The following is a 20,671-nucleotide window of genomic DNA, read 5'->3' as shown; positions in this document are numbered from 1 at the left end:
CATAACCTTTTTGACTTTTGGTACAAAAAATGCACTAAATTGGGTCGACACAATATTAATTATTCCACCCATTTCAATATGCAGAAGAAACACAATTTCCTTCTACTTCTAACGCTATTCTGCGGTTTGGCACAAGCCCAGGAACTCGAATTTGGCGAAGTAAAACCTTCAGAATTCACCCAGACATACAGTAATCTTGATAGTACCGCCTCATCAATCGTGCTCTACGATTACGGTGACTCCCAATTTATATATTCCCCCTCCCGCGGTTTTGAGATAGAAACCTTGGTTCATGTCAGAAAGAAAATTTTAAAAGAATCTGCTCTGGATGAAGCCTCCATAAATGTTAACTTCTTTGACGAATCCCGTACCTCCGGCGAGAATATTTATAAGATAAAAGGAGCTACCTATAATCTTGAAAACGGAGAAGTAGTGGAATCTAAACTCGGCAAAAAAGAAGTCTACTATGATCGGGGAGAACGATTTTCCACGAAAAAGTTTTCACTTCCTGACGTAAAAGTGGGCTCCATTATTGAATATACTTATATCAGGCAAACACCCCTAAATACTTACAACAAGCCACGTACATGGAGTTTCCAGAGTGACAAACCTGTGGTGTGGAGCGAATATAATATTACTATACCTTCCTATTTCTATTATCAGATTATCATGGGTGGCTACCTGCCTTTAACCGTTAATGAAAGGGAGCAAATAAGTATGACTATTCAGGGGACCGATTTGATGGCAAACGCAATGAAATATCGTTTTGCCGTAGGCAATGCCCCTGCATTTAAAGATGAACCCTATATCACTACCTCAAGTGACTATGTTTCTAAAGTAGAGTTTGAGCTTTCATCTATCTCTTTCCCCAACCAACCGGTAAAAGACTATAATACAACCTGGGAACAACTGGATAAAACCTTGCTGGAATCTGACCGATGGGGTGAAGGCCTATTAAATCAAAGTTTCTTGAAAGAAGAGGTGGCACAGTTTGCCACAATGGAAGACCAATCTGAAAAGTTGAAAGCCATCCATGCCTATTTGGTCAAAAACTATAAGTGGAATAAAACTGTGGGTTTGTTTCCTCAGGAAAACATGCGAAAAGTTCATTCTGAAAAAGAAGGTACGGCTTCTGAATTAAACCTGTTGGCTAACGCCTTTTTAAGGAGTGCAGGTTTCAGTGCGAATCCAATAATTTTGAGCACCAGGAATAACGGACGTATAAACACCGTGTACCCGCTCATGGATAAGTTTAATTACACCATGGCCTGCGTTAATCTGGATGGCAAAAAAATACTCTTTGACATTACAGACCCCCTTTTACCAATGGGAGTAATCCCAGCAATATGTATCAATGGGTTTGGTCGCGAAATATCTGAGTTCGGCAATGAATTTGTTCCGTTGGAGTCTGCACAAGGGTATTACGAGTATGAGGAAATTTCGGCAACCATCAATCCCGATGACGGAATTATCAGTGGCACGTATACTACTAATGAACTGGGCTACCCAGCTAATCTGCTTCGAAAAACATTTGAAGAAATGGATAATGAGGAGTTTGAGGAGAAAATCAGGGAGAACCACTCAGAATGGGAAATCAGTGACTTTCAATCCTCTAATATTGAGAATATTGACGAGGCAGCCACCATTTCATACAAGTTTAGCAAAGAAGATGGCGGAGTAATGCCGGATATTATTTATCTCTCCCCCCTCATGACGGGTCAGATAAAAGACAATCCGTTTATGCGAAAAGAAAGACAGTTCCCTGTGGATTTTGGCCATGTCACTAACCAGATGGTAAAAGCCGAGTACGTCATTCCGGAGGGCTTCATTGTTGAAGAGCTCCCTAAACCCGCCACCGTGATGCTTCCTGACAAAGGAGGAAAATTTATGTATTTCGTCCAGAACCAAAATGGTAAACTTACCGTGTTCTCAAGGTTAAACCTATTTAAATCAGAATACTCCGCACAGGAATATGCCTACCTGAGAGAGTTTTATGACCTTATTGTGGAGAAACATGCCGAGCAAATTGTATTAAACCGCGTTGAAGAATAAAATGAAAAAAACAGTACTTGTATTTTTTCTTTTGGTTACGGCCAGATCAATCGGTATTGCTCAGGTAGTCAATAAACAATTACTCATTCATGCTAAACAAACCGAAAATGTAGATGCCGTCGTTTTGTTTGATAAAACAGATTTTTTTGTCGAAAACGAGGGTCAATCTTTGATCAAACGACATTGGGCCGTCATGATTTTCAACGAATCAGGAGCGGAAGATTTCGCATACATTTCAGCCAATTATGACAAATTCTCAAAAGTCAAAAATATTGAGGGCTACCTCTATGACGAAAACGCCGATAAGCTTGATAAAATTAAAACACGAGATACCGAAAAAGTAGGTCTGGGGCAGTACGAATCAGGCATTACAGATAATATGGTAAAATATGGAGAGTTTGAGTCTTTGCCTGATGACTATCCCTATGTAGTGGAATTCAGCTATGAGAAAGAAGATAAAAACATGCTCTTTTATCCAAGCTGGATACCACTAAGAAGTGAAGATGTCAAAGTACTTTCCTCCTCTTTTGTCATTAAAACAGAAGGTATCCCGTTCAGATTTAAAGAAGTTAATACCGATTTGCCGGAGGTTATCAAAGAGACCACAAATCCCTTCATGAAATCATGGGAGATTAAAAACTATGGCCCTGTTAAGTTTGAGGAATACTCTCACCAAAATCAGCTTCCCCAAGTTTATGCTTCTCCCCAAAACTTTGAAATTGAAAACTATAAAGGCGTTTTTCAGCAGTGGGAAGATATTTCTGCTTTCTACTCCAATCTGAATGAAGGTAGAGACCATCTGCCTGTTTCAAAAGTGAATGAGCTTAAGGCTTTGATAAAACCTGAAATGGACAATTATAAAAAGATAAAGACCACTTACGAATTCATGCAGTCGCACACCAGATATGTGAGCATTCAGCTGGGCATTGGTGGATGGCAGAGTATGACCGCTACTGAGGTGGCTGAGAAGGGTTTTGGTGATTGCAAAGCTCTGACAAATTATACAATAGCCCTTTTGAAAACTATTGGCATCAAGGCCTACCCTGCTCTCATTAAGGCCGGTGGCTATTATGATCCCTCGCTTGAAGATTTCCCTTCAATGCAGTTTAATCATGTTATAGCCTGCGTACCAGTAGAAAAAGATACATTATGGCTTGAATGCACCAGCCAAACAGAGTCTGCTGGCTACCTCGGAGATTTTACCGGAAACCGAAAAGCATTAATTATAAAACCTGAGAGTGGCAAATTGGTTAATACCATTCAATATGAACCAAAAGATAATTTTCAACATCGAATGGCCGAAGTTTGGCTGGAGAAAGATGGTAAAGCCAAGGTGAAAATTGACTCAAAATACGGAGGCATTCAGCATGACAGAAGGGCCTACGTTTCAAGTCAAATGGATGAAACCGAGCAGCGGAAGTTTCTTCAAAGTTCTATAGACCTTCCAACTTTTGATCTCAAAGATTTCAGCTTTCAGCTCAAAAAGCAACAGATTCCGACAATCACAGAGAAAGCCGAAGTAGAGGTCAGAAAACTGGCTTCTACCTCCGGCAAAAGGATATTTCTGAAGACCAATATTCTTTCTAACTTTTATAAGACACCACCAAAAACTGAAGAGAGGATTACCAAACTCTTTCTGAATCCCAGCTCATTTACGTTTGAGGATACGGATGACATTATTTTCCATTTACCCGAAGGCCTGACAATTGAAACTTTACCTAAAGAGGCAAGTATTGAGAGTATTTTTGGCAGATACCAGAATTCTTATACCCGGGAGGGAAATATTCTGAAATATCATCGTGAAGTAAGTGTAGCAGGTGGAGAGTATGAAAAAGAAGACTACGAAAAGTGGCTTGAGTTTGTCAAAGATATTAACCGGGCCGACAGAGCCAGAGTGGTCTTCTTGACCGGGGGTACCTAATTGAAGACGCCGAGTCTAGGGCCCGGCGTTTATTCTCTACAGTCTCTTCACCATCAAATTCTTCCATTCGACTTTAATGCCACCTCCATCATGAATTTGGAGGGCAATTGAGCCTTCAGCAGCACCGATTTTATCATCGGTTAACGTGATCATCTCATGGCCATTTAGCCAGGTAGTAATTTTAGGGCCTACCACTCTTACTTTCATGGTATTCCAGTCGCCCATTTTTAAGTACTTATCCTTTTCAGGGTCAGGCTTGATAAGCCAGCCTCGGCCATACGATTCATAAATTCCACCGGTATCATGACCCGGAGGAGCCACCTCCGCCTGCCAGCCGGTAATTTTGGTACCTTCAATCGAAGATCTGATAAAGATCCCGCTGTTTCCATTGGCCTGTTGCCTGAAGTCAACACTTAACTCAAAATCCTTAAAAGTTTCATTCGTGCCCAGATAACCATATCCTTTATCGGGTCCACTTTCGCAAACCAGAAGCCCATCCTCTACAAACCATTTTTCGGTTCCATAAATCGTCCAGCCATCCAGGTTTTTCCCATTGAAAAGGGAAGTATATCCATTTTTTTGTGCCGTGCTTTGACAAGCGGCAAATCCAATCAAAACAAGAAGAAGATAAATTTTTCTCATCGTACTATACTAAAGGGTAATTAAAGTTTGTAATGAAATTTCAAGGTACAAATATGATTTGAACACCGCACACCACACTCCTCAATTATAGACCAAAAGCAAATGTTTATTTGACCAAAACTGAAATCCTGATTTTCATCACCAAATGCCCCATTCTTATCTCTGCTGTATTGCAGAAAGGGATTATTCCTTTTAAATTGAAACAAAAACCCTATCGAATGAAATACTTACTTGGCTTTTTGGCTTTAACCATTTTTCAATGTGGAGCCCAGATTCCTAATGTTGAGCAGCAAATCGCCGATGCTGTACTGGCATTAGATGCCGCTGATCGCGAGGAAGCCACCGTCTTTGGATACAACTCAGATGGTGATCTCATAACAATAAAGAAAGGAACCAATGCTCAGGTGTGCCTGGCCGACGATCCCGGCAAAGAGGGATTTAGTGTTGCCTGCTACCACAAAGACCTTGAACCTTTCATGGCTCGTGGCCGTGAACTCAGGGCTGAAGGAAAAGACCGTGGAGAAGTAGAACAAATCAGGGAAGAGGAAGCCAAAAACGGCAAATTAAAAATGCCCGAAGGTTCGTCTACCCTTGCTGTGTTAAGCGGTCCCAGTAAAGAAGAAGCCAACATTCGATACGTAGTTTATATCCCATGGGCCACAGCCGAGAGCACAGGTCTTCCTACTAAACCCATGGTTGCTGGTGGTCCCTGGATCATGTTTCCGGGAAGCTACAGAGCTCATATCATGATTTCCCCTCCAAACAATTAACTAAAAATGTCAACCCAAATTCAAAAAAAGAACAGACATAAGACTTTCTTAACCAGTTTCCTGTCATGTGTCTTGTGTCTTGTGTCCTATGTCTCAATTTGCCAATCCTCCGGCTTAATAGCCGAAGGAGCAGAACTCACTCTGATTTCAGACCAATTTGCCTTTACCGAAGGCCCTGCCGTTGACAAAAAAGGGAATGTCTACTTCACTGATCAGCCCAATGACCGCATCTGGAAATACTCTGCAAAAGGAGAACTCAGCCTTTATATGGAGCCCAGTGGCCGTGCTAATGGATTGTTCTTCGATGGCGAAGGAAATCTGATTGCCTGTGCCGACGCCGACAATGAACTATGGAAAATTTCTAAAAAGAAGAAGGTTGAGGTGCTTGCCAAAAACTGGGATAATATGCGTTTTAATGGTCCAAATGACGTTTGGGTACATGGCACTGGAGGTATGTATTTTACCGATCCCTTTTATAAGAGAGATTATTGGAAACATACCGAAATGGAACAGAAGGAGATGCGGGTTTATTACCGATCACCTTCCGGTGAAATCGGTATTGCCGCAGATGGTTTTGTACAGCCAAACGGTATAGTGGGCAAAGACAACACTCTTTTCATCACTGACATCAGAGGACAAAAAACCTACAAATATGAAATACAGTCTGATGGATCACTTACCAACAAAACACTCTTTTGCGAACAAGGCTCTGATGGATTGACCGTTGACGAACGGGGTAATCTATATCTTGTAGGCAGAGGCGTAACTATTTATAATCCTGTTGGAGAAATTATTGAAAAAATAGATGTACCCGAGGGTTGGACGGCCAATATCACCTTCGGAGGAAAAGATCGAAAAACATTATTCATAACAGCTTCAAAGTCGGTTTATACCCTGCGTATGAACGTCAGTGGAGCCAAATAAAAACCCCTTGAACCTATGAAATGAACATAAAATTTCCTCATCACAAATTTCACAAACCGGTGATGATGAAATTTTTTAGTGAATTCCTGAATGTCTTAAAATTTTTAAGACATTAAATTTCAATGACTTAAAAATTTTATACAGATGAAAATTTTATCGGCAGCAAGTCTTGCCTTTGCTTCAAGCCTGTTCTTTTCTCAATGTCAAAGCAGCGGAGAATCAAGCACCGAAACGGACAATATGATGGAAGATGCTCTGGCTTTGGGTGTCGGTGCCAAACCAACTGATGAAGCTGAAATGTACCTCGACGGAACCCGCGAAATGCTTGATGAAAAATGGGAATACTGGGAAGGACCTCGTTTCTCAGGGGAATATCCCATCAAATGGATGAGTGTAGAAGATCAGGAAACCGGCCAGTGGGTGGTCAGTTCAAACGACCCGGGAGGTAAAGGCGGAAAATACGGTTCGGCGGATATTGTAACCAAAGATAAATTCAAAGACTTCAGAGCTCATGTGGAGTTTTTTGTGGCTACACCGGGTGGTAATAGCGGTGTTTATCTTCAAAACCGCTATGAGATCCAAGTTTTGGATGGAGACACCACTTCGCATGGAATGGGAGCTATCATCAACGAAACTCCCTCTCCTTACCATTTATATAAAGGAATCGGTCAATGGAACGCTTACGATATTCAGTTCAGAGCTGCACGTTTTGATGAAAACGGTGAGTTAACCGAGAAGCCTATGGCAACGGTCTATTTCAACGGTGCCAAAGCACATACCAATGTCAAAATCAATCAGGTTTGGGGTGGAGAAAACTCTGGCCTTGATGGAGGAAACGACGGTGGAAAAGGAATCACAAATAGACTAGGTGGTCTAAAACTTCAGGCTGAAGGTCACGATGTGCTTTACCGCAATATTTGGATCGAAGAAAAAGACTTCACTGAACCGGATACAGATTTTTGAGTTCAGGTTTAGACGAGTTCAACCACCAAAATTTAAACCACCTCTAATTATTAACATATAAATGAATAGAAGAAACGTCATTAAGTCCGGTTTAGCCGGAGCTGCAGCTTTCGCTGCCGGAAGTCAGGTTGGCTTTGCCAAAGAAGCCAAAAAGAAAAAGCATAACTTCTCTTTTTGCCTCAATACGAGCACAATTATGCGTCAAAATCTCGGGCTTATGGGAGAGATAGAAACAGCCGCAAAAGTGGGTTATAACGGAATAGAAATATGGATGCGAACCCTGCAACAATACCTCAAAGACGGAGGCAAAACTGCTGATGTTCGGAAAAAAGCGGAAGACCTCGGTATTGTCATTGAAGACTCCATCGGTTTTGCCGCCTGGATTGTCGATAATGATGAAGAGCGTGGTAAGGCTATGGATCAGATCAAAATGGAAATGGATTTGCTGGCTCAGATTGGCTGTAAGCGTATTGCTGCCCCTCCGTTTGGAGCGACAAATCCACCGGATATTGACCTCCGCAAAGCCGCGGAAAGATTCCATGAAGTATGCGAGCTAGGAAAAGAAATGGGGGTTTTACCTCAATTAGAGCTATGGGGTTTCTCACACAATCTTCATCTTTTCGGAGAAACGCTGTTTGTGGCTGCCGAAAGCGGTCATCCTGATGCTGTGATACTGCCTGATGTTTATCACCTTCGCCGTGGTGGCTCCCCTTTTGAAGCTCTTGAGATGATCAATAGCAGTAAAATTCAGATGTTCCACATGAACGACTACCCTGGCAGCACTCCTAAAGCAGATTTGACAGATGGAATGCGGGTTTTACCAGGTGACGGAGACGCCCCTTTCGGAGAAATCTTAAATACGCTGAATGATAAAGGTGTGCCTATTGTACTTTCCCTGGAAATTTTCAATGAAGACGTCTGGAAAATGGATGCCAGCGAAGCTGCTGCTTTGGGTTTGAAAAAGATGAAAGAGGTGGTGGCGAAAGCGATAGCCTAAGAGATTATCAGACTGATCTGGCATTTCGGGTCAGTCTGCCTACCTTTATGAACTACTTTTTAACAGACTTATGAGCAGCTCATTCAGGTATTTTTCGATCTTCTCAATTCTTCTTTCTTTATGGGCTGTAATGGCCTTTTTTTATTTTTTACCCCCAGCTAGTCTTCACAAAACGATCCTACCTGAAGCCATTGTCATAGATCTGGCTTTGACCATACCAGCCATATACTTTTTGATGATTCGCAAAGGGACAATTCCCAAAACCACGGTAATCCCTGTATTTGTGATCGGCTTAGTCATTGCCACGCTAATCCTTCCAAAAGATCAGCAAAATTCACTTGATTTTGTCAAAAAGTGGATTGCTCCCGTCATTGAATTGGGAGCTTTGACCTATGTCTCAACCAAAATCTATCAGGCGAGAAAAGCGTTTAAAATCAAAGAACAACACCTTGATTTCTATCAGGCTCTAAAGCAAGCCACTGCTGAAATTCTACCGCCGAAATTGAGCGTTTTTCTGGCGACTGAGCTAGCCACCTTTTATTATGGCCTTCTATACTGGAGAAAAGTTAAACCAAAAGAATTCACCTATCATCAAAACACAGGAACGGCAGTTCTCCTATATGCTCTTGTCGGTCTAGTCGGTATTGAAACCATTGCCTTTCATTTACTTCTCGGGCGTTGGAGTATCGTAGCTGCGTGGATTCTGACAGTTTTGAGTGTTTACAGTGGAATACAGATTTTGGGCTTTGCCAAATCTTTGAGTAAAAGACCAATTCGCATTGAGAACAACCGACTCTTTCTCCCCTACGGAATTATGGCAGAGGCCAATATTGGATTTGATCAGATCGAAAGAATTGAACCCTCAAAAAACTCAATGGAATTGGATAAAAATACTGTTCAACTTTCCCCTCTTGGAGACCTCGACAGCTACAATCTCATTCTACATTTCAAAAAACACATTCAGTTTACCAGCTTTTACGGCTCAAAAAAAGAATGTGTTTCTCTGGCCATTTTTATTGACCAAAAAGAGGAGTTCCTGGAAATGTTGCAAAGCAAAATCTAAACTAAAAAGCCACCCCCTTTAAGGAATGGCCTTTCTCTCAATATCACAAACTATACGTTTTACCGACATCTGCCAGCGGAATACATCCCTGATAAGGCCCGGGAACCGGATCATAGGTTAGAATATTCTTACCCACCTCCTCTGACGAAAAATACCCCCAAAGGGCTAGTGACTTCAAGCTTCGGTAGAAACCGACGGGTTCCTGAACACCTGCGGGTGTTCCCCAGATGGAGCCGTTGTACTTCGGAGAATTAGCCTCCTCCTCTTTGAGCATCGCTGATTTGTCTTCAGGACTTAGGTCTGCGAAACGGCTACCATATTTGTCCTTTGCCTTGGCATCAAAAGCTTCCATAGCGGCAGCCATGCCTTCCTGACCTTCTTTAGTATTGAGTTTTCCGTACACCAGGTCGATGAACATATCCACTTTCATTTCCAGAGCTCCCGGAGTTTCTGTTTTTGGTAAAATGGTATCCACCAGTGAGGAGACCAGTTCGGCATTTTTCACGGATAAAAACTGTGGTTTCCAATTCAGCCTGGAAGTCTCCTGACAAGACTGTAACAGGGCAAATAAGGAGGGTACCATAAAAGCAGACCCGGCCGCCATTGCTGATTTTTTTAGTGCTTCTCTTCTTTGCATGATTTACAGGTTTTTCTTGTTGAGTTCTTCTACTGCGAAATTGGCGGCACGGGCTGTAATGGCCATATAAGTCAATGATGGATTGACACAGCTCGATGAGGTCATACAAGCTCCATCCGTCACAAAAACATTCTTTACGGCATGCACCTGATTGTTTCCATTCAGCACCGAAGTTTTGGGATCACGACCCATTCGGGCTGTCCCCATTTCATGGATGCCATACCCCATTCCGTGCTTATTATCAAAACCAACAATGTCTTTCAATCCCGCTTTTTCAAGCATTTCTACAGCATCAATCTGAATTTGCTCGTTCATGGCCAGCTCATTTTCTTTGAATTCGGCATCGAGCACCAGTGTTGGTCTTCCCCACTGATCCAGCTTGTCTTTATCCAGATAGACCTTGTTTTCATAATTCGGCAAACACTCAGCAAAACCGGTAATGAAAAACTCCCAGTCACCCGGTGTCATGAGCGAATCTTTAAACTCTCCACCGAAGGCTTCCTGATTTGCCCCGGCACCCCAGTTGCTTCGCTCGGCACGTCCCTGATAACCGAAACCTCTCACAAATTTATCTGTATTGGTTTTCTCATCTACGTTCCAGTAACGCGGGATATAAATTCCGTTTGGACGGCGACCTTTATAGTATTTGTCTTCATGACCATCAAATTTTCCATGAGCACCCACCCGGTAGGTATGATCCATCAGGTTGTGTCCCAGTTGACCACTGTCGTTGCCTAGTCCGTTCTCAAAACGATTTGAAGTAGAATTCAATAAAATCTGTGTGGTATTGATGGTTGAGGCATTACAGAAAATAATCTTGGCGTAATATTCAACCGTTTCTTTGGTTTCCGAATCAATCACTCGTACACCAGTCGCTTTGCCCAGCTCTTCATCATAGATAATTTCAGAGGCAATTGAGAAAGGCCTAATCGTCAGATTGCCTGTGGCATTAGCCGCAGGAAGCGTCACGGCATTACTGCTGAAATAAGCTCCGTAAGGGCAACCTCTATCGCAACGGTTTCTTGATTGACATTGACCTCGACCATTGAGTGGCTCTGTCAAATGGGCCACCCGTCCGATAGTCATCACACGTCCCGGGAATTCCTTCTCAATGCGGGCTTTGATGTCTTTCTCCACACAGTTCATCTCCATTGGAGGCAGGAAGTGGCTGTCAGGCAATTGAGGTAAACCCAAGGCCTGACCACTGATACCAGCAAACTTCTCTACATGCGTATACCATGGAGCGATATCTTTATAACGAATAGGCCAGTCAACACCATGACCGTCTTTCAGGTTGGCTTCAAAATCGAGGTCAGACCAGCGGTAAGTTTGTTTTCCCCAAAGTAGCGAGCGGCCACCCATCTGATTCGCCCTGATCCATAAGAAAGGCTTTTCTTCACGGTATGGGTTTTCGCTGTCTTTGCCGTAGAAGTGTTTGTTGTTTTCCCCGACAAAGCCCGAACGGGCCACCACCTGCCTGTCAGCCATATCATCTACCGAGGCCGCACCACGGAGGTCCAAATCCCAGGGATCATTATTCATGGTTGGATAATCGGTGATATGCTCAACCAAACGTCCACGCTCCAGAACCAGGGTTTTGAGGCCTTTTTCACATAATTCCTTCGCTGCCCAGCCACCGCTGATACCAGAACCGATCACGATCGCATCATAGGTCATGTTGCTTTTCGCGTCGATATTAAAATTCGCCATTGATCTATTCTTTTTAGAAGATTTAAATGTACTAAAAGAATTTAGCGTGGATCAAGTTTTGTGGAAAATTAGGGTTGATTCAAATGATTTCTCAAAATGAGACAACCTCTTTCATTCAGAAAGCATTACATTTAAATCAACTCTTGAAAACACACTCTCATGAAAAGACAACTATTCGCACTCCTGCTTTTCATTCCTGTTTTGGTGAATGCCCAAAACGCTCAAATGGACCCGCCTGCCATTATAAGCATGGAAATGCTAGGTCAAAGTCATGGATTCAGGTGGGGACCATATTTCACATACCCCGACCGAATTCAGACTATCAAAAACAACAGCTGCCTGGAGTTCAATATCACTATCAGCCCTCCTGGCTATTTCTTTTTGGAAGGCCGTTTGCACGAGAATGATACAACTTTAACTATAAGAAAGGGTTTTGAGCTGAACAGTTATCACGCTAAACCCTCAGAAAACCCGACTATTCAAAGCGATAGAATTATTATGTTGAATAATTTTTCTTTCCTGAAAAGTGATAGTGTTTTCATTTTTGACTACTCCCTAAATCAAATTTCCAGCTTTGCTATTGATGTACAGAACCTAAAAGGGAAAAGAATTGATGGAAACTCGCTGGTAACCTATCGAAATAAAGAAGAAGGGTTCTCAATTGATTATTATGACCTTAATAGCGGCACTTTGGACAGTTCCAGTACTGTAAGCGATTCTCTACTTTCCGTAAAGAATATCGGTAACCGAAGTATGCTCATCACTAAAAATGGTTACAGCGTCCATCGTTTTGATTCTACAACAAACACTTATAGTCTTCTCACCCACTCTGTTGAACTTCCAGCTAATCTGTGGCAGCACGGGAAAGACAACAGTTTTAATAGCTGGGAACCTCAAAAGATTATTTTCTATTCTGCAAGAACAGGAGAAAGTAAGGCCGCTTCAATAGTAAGCGAGTTATTGCTGGCCGATGAACAAACCAACGGGTTTGTAGCACTTTATCAGAATCAGATTATCTATTATGCCAATGACTTACAAGAGGTCGGCCGTTTTAATCTTCCTGAAAATTTACAGAATGCCGACAAGATTTTCCTAAAGGATAGCCGCCTTATTATTCAAAAATCAAACAGCTTCGGGTTGTTCGATTTGAATGGTAAATTGATACTGGAAAAAGAATTTGAAAGCCCTTTTGAGAATATTAAACTCAGCAATTCCGGTGATTTTATCTATCTCTCGGTTGACAAAACGCTACTAAAAATCAGCCAGCAAGGTCAACTGATATGGCAAAAAGGCTTTCCCGGAGGGTATATTAAAGACTTTCTGATCAATGACGATGAATCCCTTTTTGTTTATCATATCGATTTCAAATTCAGTGAAGCTGTTTTGTTCAGGCTTGAAAATGATGAAGGTCGCTGCCGGTTAAAACCACAGCCCAATCCAATTTCCTTAACCCCAACAGAGTGCATGCCAGCACATGGTGTATTAGATCAGTTCTTTGCTATGTTTAATGGAATCAAAGTTTATGCTCCGGTATATAACCCTATTAATGCCTCTTATTCTCCAATATATATTAATTCAGACTTTACCTATAACTGGTATAAAGATGGGGTACTTGAACAGTCGGCCCTAATCTATGACGCAGAGCCTGATCATTATTATCAATTGGAGATTGTTCAGGGAAACTGTAAGGTAAGGACAGAAGAAGTGTATTTTGAATACCCGGATAATGAAAATGCAGAAAACCCCGTCATAAACATTTTGAATGATCCAAAGTTTGTGGGGGATGAAATGATTTTCAATGGCAGCTGCACCAATAATGTCCCCTATTTTACTATTGACTCTACTGAAGAGTTTTCAGGTGCTCAGGACTTCTCAAGAATAATTGATAGAGAAAATACATTGATTTCTCTTCAATGTGTTTCGCAATCTGTTGACCGCTATAAACATCATCCACGAAATGAATTACGTGGTGGATTTAATGAGCCACTTTTCTGTGGTTCCGAGATTGTGACTAAAAATATCATTGTCGTGGATACCAGCGAAGTTATACTTTCATCGGAAAAGGACTTTGAGCTCTCGATTTACCCGAACCCTGCCACTCAATTCATTCAAATCAGGAGTTTACAAAATGAAAAATTGAAGGATCTTGATATTTACAACTTAAATGGAATACGGGTCTCTCATTATCCGGAGAATGCGATCTCAGCCGACCAAACATTTCGACTGGATCAAAATTTATTTACCCCAGGAACTTATGTATTGAGAATGAATTTTGGGACAACGTTGGTTACCAAAAAACTCATAGTGCTTTAGGTTTCTTCATGGCCTAAACATTCAAGCCGGCAGGAATTCGGTTTAGATCCTCAAATACGCCGATTTAAAAAATTAGACAGAAAACTGGTCTTGGCAGAATTTTTTATAATTTTACATACCGAACGGTCGGTTTTATTTAAATCTTTATGAAAACACCAACACTTATCTCTTCCCTACTTGTCTTATCTGCTGTCAATTTAACACTTATGGTGCCTGGCGGATTTATTGAATCCCGCGACTTCTCGCATATCTCTCCGATGATTTTAGGGGCTTTCAATATCCTTCTGACAGCCTTAGGCATGATCAGCTTTTTTCTCGCCTATTTTGTTTTTCGGAAACAACGCTGGGCCTTCATGGCCTCACTTCTCTGCAGCATTGGCTATTTTATTGTTTATGTAATTGACCTTGCCGAGATTTTCCCTAAATCACCCAGTCCTATGCCTACTTCACTTCTATCTCTGGAGATTTTCGGCACCATTCTTTCTATTCCTTTGTCTTTGTATGCCTTCAAAGCATTTGACAAGGAGAAAACTGAAGGCCCTTCTTCGCCTGTAGGAAATACGATTTATTGGATTATCGCTGCCGCTATGATTATCGGGCTGGGGATTATTATTTTCGCAACAAAGTCGGCAATGACAGCAAACACATGAAAACAAAAGACAAAATATTGGAAGTGGCCTTTCAGGTTTTTATTAACCACGGATATCATCATACTTCCATGCGGCAACTCGTTGAGGCCTCTGGTATGTCAAAAGGGGCCTTTTATCATCATTTCAAAAGTAAAAGTGAGCTGTACCAAGAGGTCATTGAACGCTACTTCCTTTCGTTTTACAGATCCGTGGACTGGGAACGGTTTGAGAAGGCCAATCTGACTCTTTCAGAAATTGAAAACGAAATTCGTGGGTTTTATTTGAGTTTTGTTCCTCAAATCACAGCTCTCACTACAGAAGGTATGTCAAGGTACTACATCATGTATTTTGAAGCATACTCCTTACTGGCCGACTTCAAAACGACGGTTAGGGATTTTTACAATAGACTGAAACAATTGATAATTCAGGCACCAGACAATTCAAAGGAAGCTCAGAAAAAAGCCACACAAATGATTGCTACATACGAAGGGTTACTGTTTCTGTTGGCCATCCACCCAGAACAGAACATTGAAATGCTTCTGGAGGAAATTTCCGAATAGACTATCCAATCACTCCCAGAAAAACGTCTCGTACTTCACATCGTTTTCATCCATAAAAACTCCGAATTTAGAGAATGCATCATTTTCATGGAACCGTTCTTTAAGGGCCAGCAAAAGGCCTGTTCGGTCTCCCATTTTAATGCCAAGAACAGTAGCCAGTTTCGCCACTTCGGTTGGTTCCAGCGTGTATTTGTATTCGTAATCCAGGCCTCCTTTCAGTTCTTTGACTTTGGGACCTGTATCCAAACCTTCAAAAATCAGTTGCCTTTTTTCATTGAACCTTAAGCTCATCGAGACCTTGATGTCGTCGCTTTGCGATTCAAAGAGACTGATAAAGTTTAATTCAGCCGATTTTGAGTTCCCTTGTTTCGATTTAAAAAGCTGGATAGAATCAATAATGACAATGATAAGAAACACCACCAAAATGATAAAGGCCACCGGGACCGTAAACATGGAAAAGTAGGGGACTGTAGTCCAGATACAATCTCCTGACCTACAGGATTCTGAATCTAATATTTCGCCCAGCAAACCGATGACGGCCGGCGAAAAACCAATCAATAAAATCACTACGATCCACAAAGGGAGTCGGGTCATTAAATGTCTTCTGTTTTTGATGATCAGTCCCATGGGCAATGGTTTTGGTTAAAGTTTCTTTTTGGTTCTACATGTTTCAAGTCGCTGCGGGTTAATCAACTTCCTTCCTATCTCAGATTTGAATCTAAATAAGAGGCTATCTACTCAATTCTTATCTTAAGTCAATGCACAAGATAGCAGGAGGTAGGACCTTTGCACAAAGTTTAGAATTAAAAATAATATGCAAAAACTTAACAAACCTCTTCCGGTGTTGCTCGGCCTTATCCTTGGAGCTACCATCGGTTTTTTTACAGAAAATATTGCCCTCTGGCTAAGTCTTGGTCTGGCATTGGGGGCTGGTATTTATTCAGTTAAAAAGAACGAACCAGAAAACGAAACAAAATAGCCATGACTCTTAAACAAGCAAAAATTTCTTCCAAATCAGCAGGTCTTTTGTACCTCATCATAGCCCTGGTAGGTGGATTAAGCATTGGTTATATGCCAACGGAAATTGTAGTGGATGGTGATGCATCGCTGACCTTCCAAAACCTTATAAACAACCAAAATCTCTTTAAATGGGGAATTGCCGGGGATATTGCAGTACTTATCATGGAGACTCTGCTGACCGTAATTCTTTATCAACTTTTCAAAGCTGAAAACGAAACGGGGATGACCATTGCCACTTTTTCAAGGATGGCCATGGCTATCATTATGGGAGTAAATCTGGTCATTTATATGGTACCTGCCATTCTTCTGCAAAAGCCGGATTTTATGAATTCATTCAGTCAGCCGGAAATAGAATCACTGACCTTACTGTCTTTCAAGCTTCATAACTATGGTGTATTGGCCTGGCAAGTATTCTTCGCGATTCATCTGTTTACGCTTGGTTTCGTGATTCGCAATTCAGGAAATGTCCCCAAATACCTCGGCATAACCATGCTCATTGGAGGCATCGGTTATGGTGGAGACAGTATTATTCAGCTCCTTTTTCTGGAGGCAGAATGGCTGAGTCTTACATTTTCCAGCTTGTTGGTTTTGGCGGTGGCTGCCGAATTTTGGTTTGCCTTCTGGCTGCTGATCAAAGGCTACAGGAGAAGCGAAATAAACGGTTGATAGCTATTTCCTTTTGGTATGTACTCGTTTTTTAATTCGGCTCAGAGATTCCGGAGTGACACCCAAATAACTGGCAATTTGATGCTGAGGCACTCTGTTCATAAGGTTTGGACTGTTTTCCTGTAAATCAGCAAAACGTTCTTCAGGAGAGGAGGTCATAAAAGCGGCCATTCTCTCCTGAAGCTTTCCGGCATCTTTTTCCACTTCTGATCTGATGAATTCATTGAGTCGTGGTATTCGGTCGCACATTTCGTCCACCAAAGATTGGTTGCCTACCGTTAGCAGGCAGTCCTCTGCACATTCTAGAAAGTGTTTGGATGGAATCTGATTCGTGTAACTGGAAAAAGAATTGACAGCGTGCCCTTCGGTAAAAAAAGCAGTGGTACGTTCCAGACCGTCTTTTAAGAGGTACTCCCTGACGCATCCCCTTATTACGGCATAGCATTCTTTGGCAATATCACCTTCCCGAAGAAGTATCGTCCCTTTTTTGAAAGTCTTCAATTGTGTGTGCTCCACAATGATGTCCACTTCATCGGCATTTAGAAACGGATAAGCAGACATGAATTTTCTAAACTCTTCTTTCATCCCCCTAAGTTAACACTTATGCCGAATTGGTTTTCTATTCGTAACTGCTCTGAAATGAATAATTGAGGTGTAGACTTTGCTGGTTTTTAAACTTGGTAAAGTATAATGATTATTTTAGTATCGGATCCGCAGGATCCATGAGGGAGACTGTGCTTTGGAAATACTTTCAGTTATTTCATTCTAAAATATTCTGAATAAATACCATAGTGCTCAATTTTGAGAAATTCTAGAAATTCATCTTTAAGTCTACCTTCATAAGCATTTGACTCTTCGATTTTCATTCTGTAATTCCTAGAAATCGAGATATCCTTTGTTGAAGTATTTAAAAGAATAGTATCGATTCCAAATTCAACAGTCTTTGCAAAGGAAAAAACTCCCTTTAGGTTTTCAGTTTTATTTAGGTGCTTGTAAAACATAATGGAACATTTTGATTCAATACAAAATTACCAATACTTCCTGTCTTAAATAACCTAAATATTAGGAGTACCCATGAGATGCTTAGTCTCTTTTTGAGCCATTCTTCTTCCTTTATCGTAACCTCCGTGATGGACTCTGCTACCTACCCCTACAACATCTCATTCGCCAAATTCGCCAGTTCTGAACGTTCCCCTTTTTCCAGTTTGATATGGGCAAAGAGTGGGTGGCCTTTGAGTTTGTCGATCAGGTAGGTAAGTCCGTTCGACTGCTCGTCCATGTATGGCGTGTCTATTTGAGCAATATCTCCCGTAAACACAATTTTGGTGCCTTCGCCTGCCCGGGTAATGATGGTTTTGACTTCATGTGGGGTAAGGTTTTGGGCTTCGTCTACAATGAACATCACATTGGCAAAGCTACGGCCGCGGATAAACGCCAAAGCAGTAATGGTTAGCTTTCCGCTTTCTTCCAACTCCTCCAGCACCTTTGCTCTCTTCTCAGTGCCTTTGAATTGCGATTTGATGAATTTCAGGTTATCAAAAAGAGGCTGCATATATGGAGAGATTTTCTCCTCTGCCCCACCCGGCAAAAAGCCGATCTCACGATTGCTTAGTGGAATAATTGGTCTTGCCAGAATGATTTGGTCATACTTATTTTTTTGCTCCAAAGCTGCGGCCAAAGCCAAAAGAGTTTTCCCTGTTCCGGCAACACCTTGTACTGCCACGAGTTTGATTTCGTCATTCATCAAGGCATCCAAGGCGAAGGTCTGCTCGGCATTTTTAGGCTTCACACCATAAGCATAGGCTTTTTCCACCCGCTCCAGCATGTCGTCCACGGCATCATAACGAGCCAGCACCGACTCCGAGCAATTATTCAACACATAATAGCCATTAGCTACTTTTGAGCCGTTTAGTATCCCGTTTTCTTGAATACGACCTTTGGCGTAAAGCTCATGGATAATCTCAGAGTCCAGCTGATTGAAAGACGAGGCTCCCTCAGAGACCGTATCCATGTCTTTCACCTTGCCGGTGAGGTAATCCTCGGCATTGAGTCCAATAGCCTTGGCCTTTATTCTAAGATTGATGTCTTTGGTTACGAGGGTAACATTCTTTTCGCCGAACTCCTGTTGCAGGGAAAGGGCGGAATTGATGATCTTGTGGTCGTTTTTGTCGCTGCCGTAAATTTTGGTAGCATCCTTCTCAAGGCCATCAGTGGCCATAACAATCTTTACCCGTCCCTTTTTAGGAGTAATTTTAATCCAGTTGTCAAGTCCACCGACCCCTGAGAGCTTATCAAGAAAGCGAATTACCGCCCGGGCTTCAAAATTCTTGGTATCGTTGCCAATCTTAAAATTATCAAGTTCTTCAAGAACTGTGATAGGGATGGCCACATCATTTTCCTCAAAGTTCTGGATGGAGTTGTGGTCAAATAACAAAACTGAAGTGTCCAACACAAACAGTTTGCCTTTCGCTCTCTTCTTGGTCATAAGGGATTATTAAGCCGTAAATCGAAATCATCTCTGTGATCGAGTACAAGCTAGTATATCCCACTTGAATAATCAAGAATTTTAATTTGAAGTTTAGCTAAATGACCAAATATTAGATTAGTTCAACAATCATCGCAGAAGCACCGCCCCCACCATTGCAAATAGCGGCCATGCCTTTCTTAGCCCCTTTGCTTTGCAATACATTGAGCAAAGAGACCAAAATCCGTGCACCGGAGCAGCCCAAGGGGTGACCAATAGAAACGGCTCCACCATTGACATTCATTTTAGTATGTGAAATATCAAAATGCTTTGCAAAGGCCATGGGCACAGCCGAGAAAGCTTCATTGACTTCAAAATAGTCGATATCACTCAGACTCAAACCAGCTCTTTCCAGGCTTTTTTCTGCGGCTAATATTGGAGCAATGGTGAACCACTCCGGCTCACGGGCTCCATCCGCTGAAGAGCAAATTTTTGCAATAGGTCTCAACCCATGCTTTTCAACTGCTTCCTCCGAAGCCAGAATCAGGCAAGCAGCTCCGTCATTGATAGTTGAAGCATTGGCAGCCGTAACCGTCCCTTCTTTGGTAAAAACAGGTTTCAGATTCGGTATTTTATCAAAGAATACCTTTTTGTATTCCTCGTCCTCTGAAATCACCACGTCATTGCCTTTGCGATCTTTGAGTACGACCGGAAGAACCTCTTTGGCAAATTCTCCTGAGGCCCAGGCCTCGGCTGCTCTTTTGTAGGAATTAATGGCGTATTCATCCTGCATTTCACGGGTAAGTTCAAATCGCTCAGCGGTAGCATCTGCAAAACAACCCATCGCTTTGTCCTGATAAGGATCTGTCAAACCATCTTTCGCTAGTCCGTCAATCATCTGTCCGTTTCCATAACCATAGCCAAAACGGGCTTTATCCAAATAAAACGGAATCTGACTCATATTCTCCATTCCGCCGACGGCAACCATTTCATTCAAGCCAAGTTGAATACTTTGAGCTCCGATCATAGTGGCTTTCATTCCACTGGCACAAACTTTATTGATGAGTGTAACAGGAGTAGACTGAGCAAGACCGGCCTTCACCGCTACCTGTCGTGCCGGAGCTTGACCGAGGTTAGAGGGTACCACATTTCCAAAGAAAAGTTCTTCGATAAGTTCAGGTTTGATGCCGGCATCCTCCAACGTCCCTTTCACGATACTGGCCCCAAGATCAGTAGCAGAAAAATCTTTAAATACTCCTCCGAAACTTCCGATCGGGGTTCTTTTGGCAGCGACAATATAGACGGTCTTCATAGGTTTTGTTTTTCTGGTGGCAATGTCC

The 20,671-nt window shown here is 42.0% G+C and carries 19 protein-coding genes; 12 read left to right on the top strand and 7 right to left on the bottom strand.

The features are described 5' to 3' along the window. Positions 1 to 78 precede the first annotated feature (78 nt). Positions 79 to 2,052 carry a DUF3858 domain-containing protein gene (locus AFM12_RS12320; RefSeq protein WP_055148625.1) on the top strand — a complete coding sequence of 658 codons (1,974 nt, stop codon included), beginning with the start codon at positions 79 to 81 and terminating at the stop codon, positions 2,050 to 2,052. Position 2,053: 1 nt separating this feature from the next. Beyond that, positions 2,054 to 3,973, top strand: coding sequence for a DUF3858 domain-containing protein (locus AFM12_RS12315; protein ID WP_055148623.1), 1,920 nt, complete (start codon positions 2,054 to 2,056; stop codon positions 3,971 to 3,973). Between the two features lie 36 nt (positions 3,974 to 4,009). Here the strand turns inward: AFM12_RS12315 and AFM12_RS12310 are convergent, their stop codons facing one another. Further along, positions 4,010 to 4,615, bottom strand: a complete 606-nt coding sequence (locus AFM12_RS12310; protein ID WP_055148621.1) for a 3-keto-disaccharide hydrolase — start codon at positions 4,613 to 4,615, stop codon at positions 4,010 to 4,012. A gap of 218 nt (positions 4,616 to 4,833) precedes the next feature. Here AFM12_RS12310 and AFM12_RS12305 point away from each other — a divergent pair, with 218 nt between their 5' ends. The 5 genes from AFM12_RS12305 (at position 4,834) to AFM12_RS12285 (ending at position 9,332) form a co-directional block, all read left to right on the top strand. Next, the gene (locus tag AFM12_RS12305) at positions 4,834 to 5,385 is read left to right on the top strand and encodes a hypothetical protein (protein WP_055148921.1); all 552 of its coding nucleotides are present in this window, start codon (positions 4,834 to 4,836) and stop codon (positions 5,383 to 5,385) included. A 6-nt stretch (positions 5,386 to 5,391) separates the two neighbouring features. Then, complete coding sequence (locus tag AFM12_RS12300; RefSeq protein WP_055148619.1) at positions 5,392 to 6,309, top strand: SMP-30/gluconolactonase/LRE family protein; 918 nt, start codon at positions 5,392 to 5,394, stop codon at positions 6,307 to 6,309. A 240-nt stretch (positions 6,310 to 6,549) separates the two neighbouring features. Beyond that, complete coding sequence (locus AFM12_RS12295; protein ID WP_216598513.1) at positions 6,550 to 7,272, top strand: 3-keto-disaccharide hydrolase; 723 nt, start codon at positions 6,550 to 6,552, stop codon at positions 7,270 to 7,272. A gap of 61 nt (positions 7,273 to 7,333) precedes the next feature. Next, the gene (locus AFM12_RS12290; RefSeq protein ID WP_055148617.1) at positions 7,334 to 8,269 is read left to right on the top strand and encodes a sugar phosphate isomerase/epimerase family protein; all 936 of its coding nucleotides are present in this window, start codon (positions 7,334 to 7,336) and stop codon (positions 8,267 to 8,269) included. Positions 8,270 to 8,339: 70 nt separating this feature from the next. Continuing rightward, a complete protein-coding gene (locus AFM12_RS12285; protein ID WP_055148615.1) occupies positions 8,340 to 9,332 on the top strand; it encodes a hypothetical protein in 993 nt (330 codons plus the stop codon). 43 nt (positions 9,333 to 9,375) lie between these two features. Here AFM12_RS12285 and AFM12_RS12280 read toward each other — a convergent pair whose 3' ends face one another. Further along, positions 9,376 to 9,969 (bottom strand): gluconate 2-dehydrogenase subunit 3 family protein, encoded by a 594-nt coding sequence (locus AFM12_RS12280; RefSeq protein WP_055148613.1) that lies wholly within the window; start codon positions 9,967 to 9,969, stop codon positions 9,376 to 9,378. 3 nt (positions 9,970 to 9,972) lie between these two features. Beyond that, positions 9,973 to 11,679 (bottom strand): GMC oxidoreductase, encoded by a 1,707-nt coding sequence (locus AFM12_RS12275; RefSeq protein ID WP_055148611.1) that lies wholly within the window; start codon positions 11,677 to 11,679, stop codon positions 9,973 to 9,975. A gap of 159 nt (positions 11,680 to 11,838) precedes the next feature. Between AFM12_RS12275 and AFM12_RS12270 the strand changes: the two genes are divergently transcribed. The 3 genes from AFM12_RS12270 to AFM12_RS12260 all read left to right on the top strand — a co-directional run bounded on the left by AFM12_RS12270 (position 11,839) and on the right by AFM12_RS12260 (position 15,181). Continuing rightward, on the top strand, positions 11,839 to 13,992 hold the full coding sequence (locus AFM12_RS12270; protein WP_055148609.1) for a T9SS type A sorting domain-containing protein: 2,154 nt from the start codon (positions 11,839 to 11,841) through the stop codon (positions 13,990 to 13,992). 146 nt (positions 13,993 to 14,138) lie between these two features. Continuing rightward, positions 14,139 to 14,642, top strand: coding sequence for a DUF8051 family protein (locus AFM12_RS12265; RefSeq protein WP_131458346.1), 504 nt, complete (start codon positions 14,139 to 14,141; stop codon positions 14,640 to 14,642). Beyond that, positions 14,639 to 15,181, top strand: a complete 543-nt coding sequence (locus AFM12_RS12260) for a TetR/AcrR family transcriptional regulator (protein WP_055148605.1) — start codon at positions 14,639 to 14,641, stop codon at positions 15,179 to 15,181. The genes AFM12_RS12265 and AFM12_RS12260 overlap by 4 nt, the downstream gene beginning before the upstream one ends. Before the next feature lie 9 nt (positions 15,182 to 15,190). Here AFM12_RS12260 and AFM12_RS12255 read toward each other — a convergent pair whose 3' ends face one another. After that, the gene (locus AFM12_RS12255; protein WP_055148603.1) at positions 15,191 to 15,808 is read right to left on the bottom strand and encodes a hypothetical protein; all 618 of its coding nucleotides are present in this window, start codon (positions 15,806 to 15,808) and stop codon (positions 15,191 to 15,193) included. A gap of 187 nt (positions 15,809 to 15,995) precedes the next feature. Here AFM12_RS12255 and AFM12_RS19840 point away from each other — a divergent pair, with 187 nt between their 5' ends. Beyond that, complete coding sequence (locus tag AFM12_RS19840; RefSeq protein ID WP_165492346.1) at positions 15,996 to 16,160, top strand: hypothetical protein; 165 nt, start codon at positions 15,996 to 15,998, stop codon at positions 16,158 to 16,160. Between the two features lie 2 nt (positions 16,161 to 16,162). Next, the gene (locus AFM12_RS12250; RefSeq protein ID WP_055148601.1) at positions 16,163 to 16,867 is read left to right on the top strand and encodes a DUF4386 domain-containing protein; all 705 of its coding nucleotides are present in this window, start codon (positions 16,163 to 16,165) and stop codon (positions 16,865 to 16,867) included. A 3-nt stretch (positions 16,868 to 16,870) separates the two neighbouring features. On the opposite strand, the gene AFM12_RS12245 is transcribed toward AFM12_RS12250, so the two are convergent. From AFM12_RS12245 to AFM12_RS12230, 3 genes are all read right to left on the bottom strand, one after another. Continuing rightward, a complete protein-coding gene (locus AFM12_RS12245) occupies positions 16,871 to 17,452 on the bottom strand; it encodes a Crp/Fnr family transcriptional regulator (protein WP_055148599.1) in 582 nt (193 codons plus the stop codon). Between the two features lie 565 nt (positions 17,453 to 18,017). Next, a complete protein-coding gene (locus AFM12_RS12235; protein WP_055148595.1) occupies positions 18,018 to 19,352 on the bottom strand; it encodes a PhoH family protein in 1,335 nt (444 codons plus the stop codon). 112 nt (positions 19,353 to 19,464) lie between these two features. Beyond that, positions 19,465 to 20,643 carry a thiolase family protein gene (locus AFM12_RS12230; protein WP_055148594.1) on the bottom strand — a complete coding sequence of 393 codons (1,179 nt, stop codon included), beginning with the start codon at positions 20,641 to 20,643 and terminating at the stop codon, positions 19,465 to 19,467. Positions 20,644 to 20,671 lie beyond the last annotated feature (28 nt).

Origin of the sequence: Jiulongibacter sediminis, assembly GCF_001306455.1 — a bacterium.
Taxonomy (GTDB): domain Bacteria; phylum Bacteroidota; class Bacteroidia; order Cytophagales; family Spirosomataceae; genus Jiulongibacter; species Jiulongibacter sediminis.
The sequence above is the reverse complement of the archived record's forward strand: the minus strand, read 5'-3'. Positions and strand labels throughout refer to the sequence as shown.

Coding starts and splice junctions, on each gene's coding strand:
- AFM12_RS12230 (WP_055148594.1), bottom strand. CDS start 20,643: ATGAAGACCGTCTATATTGTCGCTGCCAAAAGAACCCCGATCGGAAGT.
- AFM12_RS12290 (WP_055148617.1), top strand. CDS start 7,334: ATGAATAGAAGAAACGTCATTAAGTCCGGTTTAGCCGGAGCTGCAGCT.
- AFM12_RS19840 (WP_165492346.1), top strand. CDS start 15,996: ATGCAAAAACTTAACAAACCTCTTCCGGTGTTGCTCGGCCTTATCCTT.
- AFM12_RS12315 (WP_055148623.1), top strand. CDS start 2,054: ATGAAAAAAACAGTACTTGTATTTTTTCTTTTGGTTACGGCCAGATCA.
- AFM12_RS12270 (WP_055148609.1), top strand. CDS start 11,839: ATGAAAAGACAACTATTCGCACTCCTGCTTTTCATTCCTGTTTTGGTG.
- AFM12_RS12280 (WP_055148613.1), bottom strand. CDS start 9,969: ATGCAAAGAAGAGAAGCACTAAAAAAATCAGCAATGGCGGCCGGGTCT.
- AFM12_RS12260 (WP_055148605.1), top strand. CDS start 14,639: ATGAAAACAAAAGACAAAATATTGGAAGTGGCCTTTCAGGTTTTTATT.
- AFM12_RS12275 (WP_055148611.1), bottom strand. CDS start 11,679: ATGGCGAATTTTAATATCGACGCGAAAAGCAACATGACCTATGATGCG.
- AFM12_RS12250 (WP_055148601.1), top strand. CDS start 16,163: ATGACTCTTAAACAAGCAAAAATTTCTTCCAAATCAGCAGGTCTTTTG.
- AFM12_RS12235 (WP_055148595.1), bottom strand. CDS start 19,352: ATGACCAAGAAGAGAGCGAAAGGCAAACTGTTTGTGTTGGACACTTCA.
- AFM12_RS12285 (WP_055148615.1), top strand. CDS start 8,340: ATGAGCAGCTCATTCAGGTATTTTTCGATCTTCTCAATTCTTCTTTCT.
- AFM12_RS12300 (WP_055148619.1), top strand. CDS start 5,392: ATGTCAACCCAAATTCAAAAAAAGAACAGACATAAGACTTTCTTAACC.
- AFM12_RS12255 (WP_055148603.1), bottom strand. CDS start 15,808: ATGGGACTGATCATCAAAAACAGAAGACATTTAATGACCCGACTCCCT.
- AFM12_RS12295 (WP_216598513.1), top strand. CDS start 6,550: ATGATGGAAGATGCTCTGGCTTTGGGTGTCGGTGCCAAACCAACTGAT.
- AFM12_RS12305 (WP_055148921.1), top strand. CDS start 4,834: ATGAAATACTTACTTGGCTTTTTGGCTTTAACCATTTTTCAATGTGGA.
- AFM12_RS12245 (WP_055148599.1), bottom strand. CDS start 17,452: ATGAAAGAAGAGTTTAGAAAATTCATGTCTGCTTATCCGTTTCTAAAT.
- AFM12_RS12265 (WP_131458346.1), top strand. CDS start 14,139: ATGAAAACACCAACACTTATCTCTTCCCTACTTGTCTTATCTGCTGTC.
- AFM12_RS12310 (WP_055148621.1), bottom strand. CDS start 4,615: ATGAGAAAAATTTATCTTCTTCTTGTTTTGATTGGATTTGCCGCTTGT.
- AFM12_RS12320 (WP_055148625.1), top strand. CDS start 79: ATGCAGAAGAAACACAATTTCCTTCTACTTCTAACGCTATTCTGCGGT.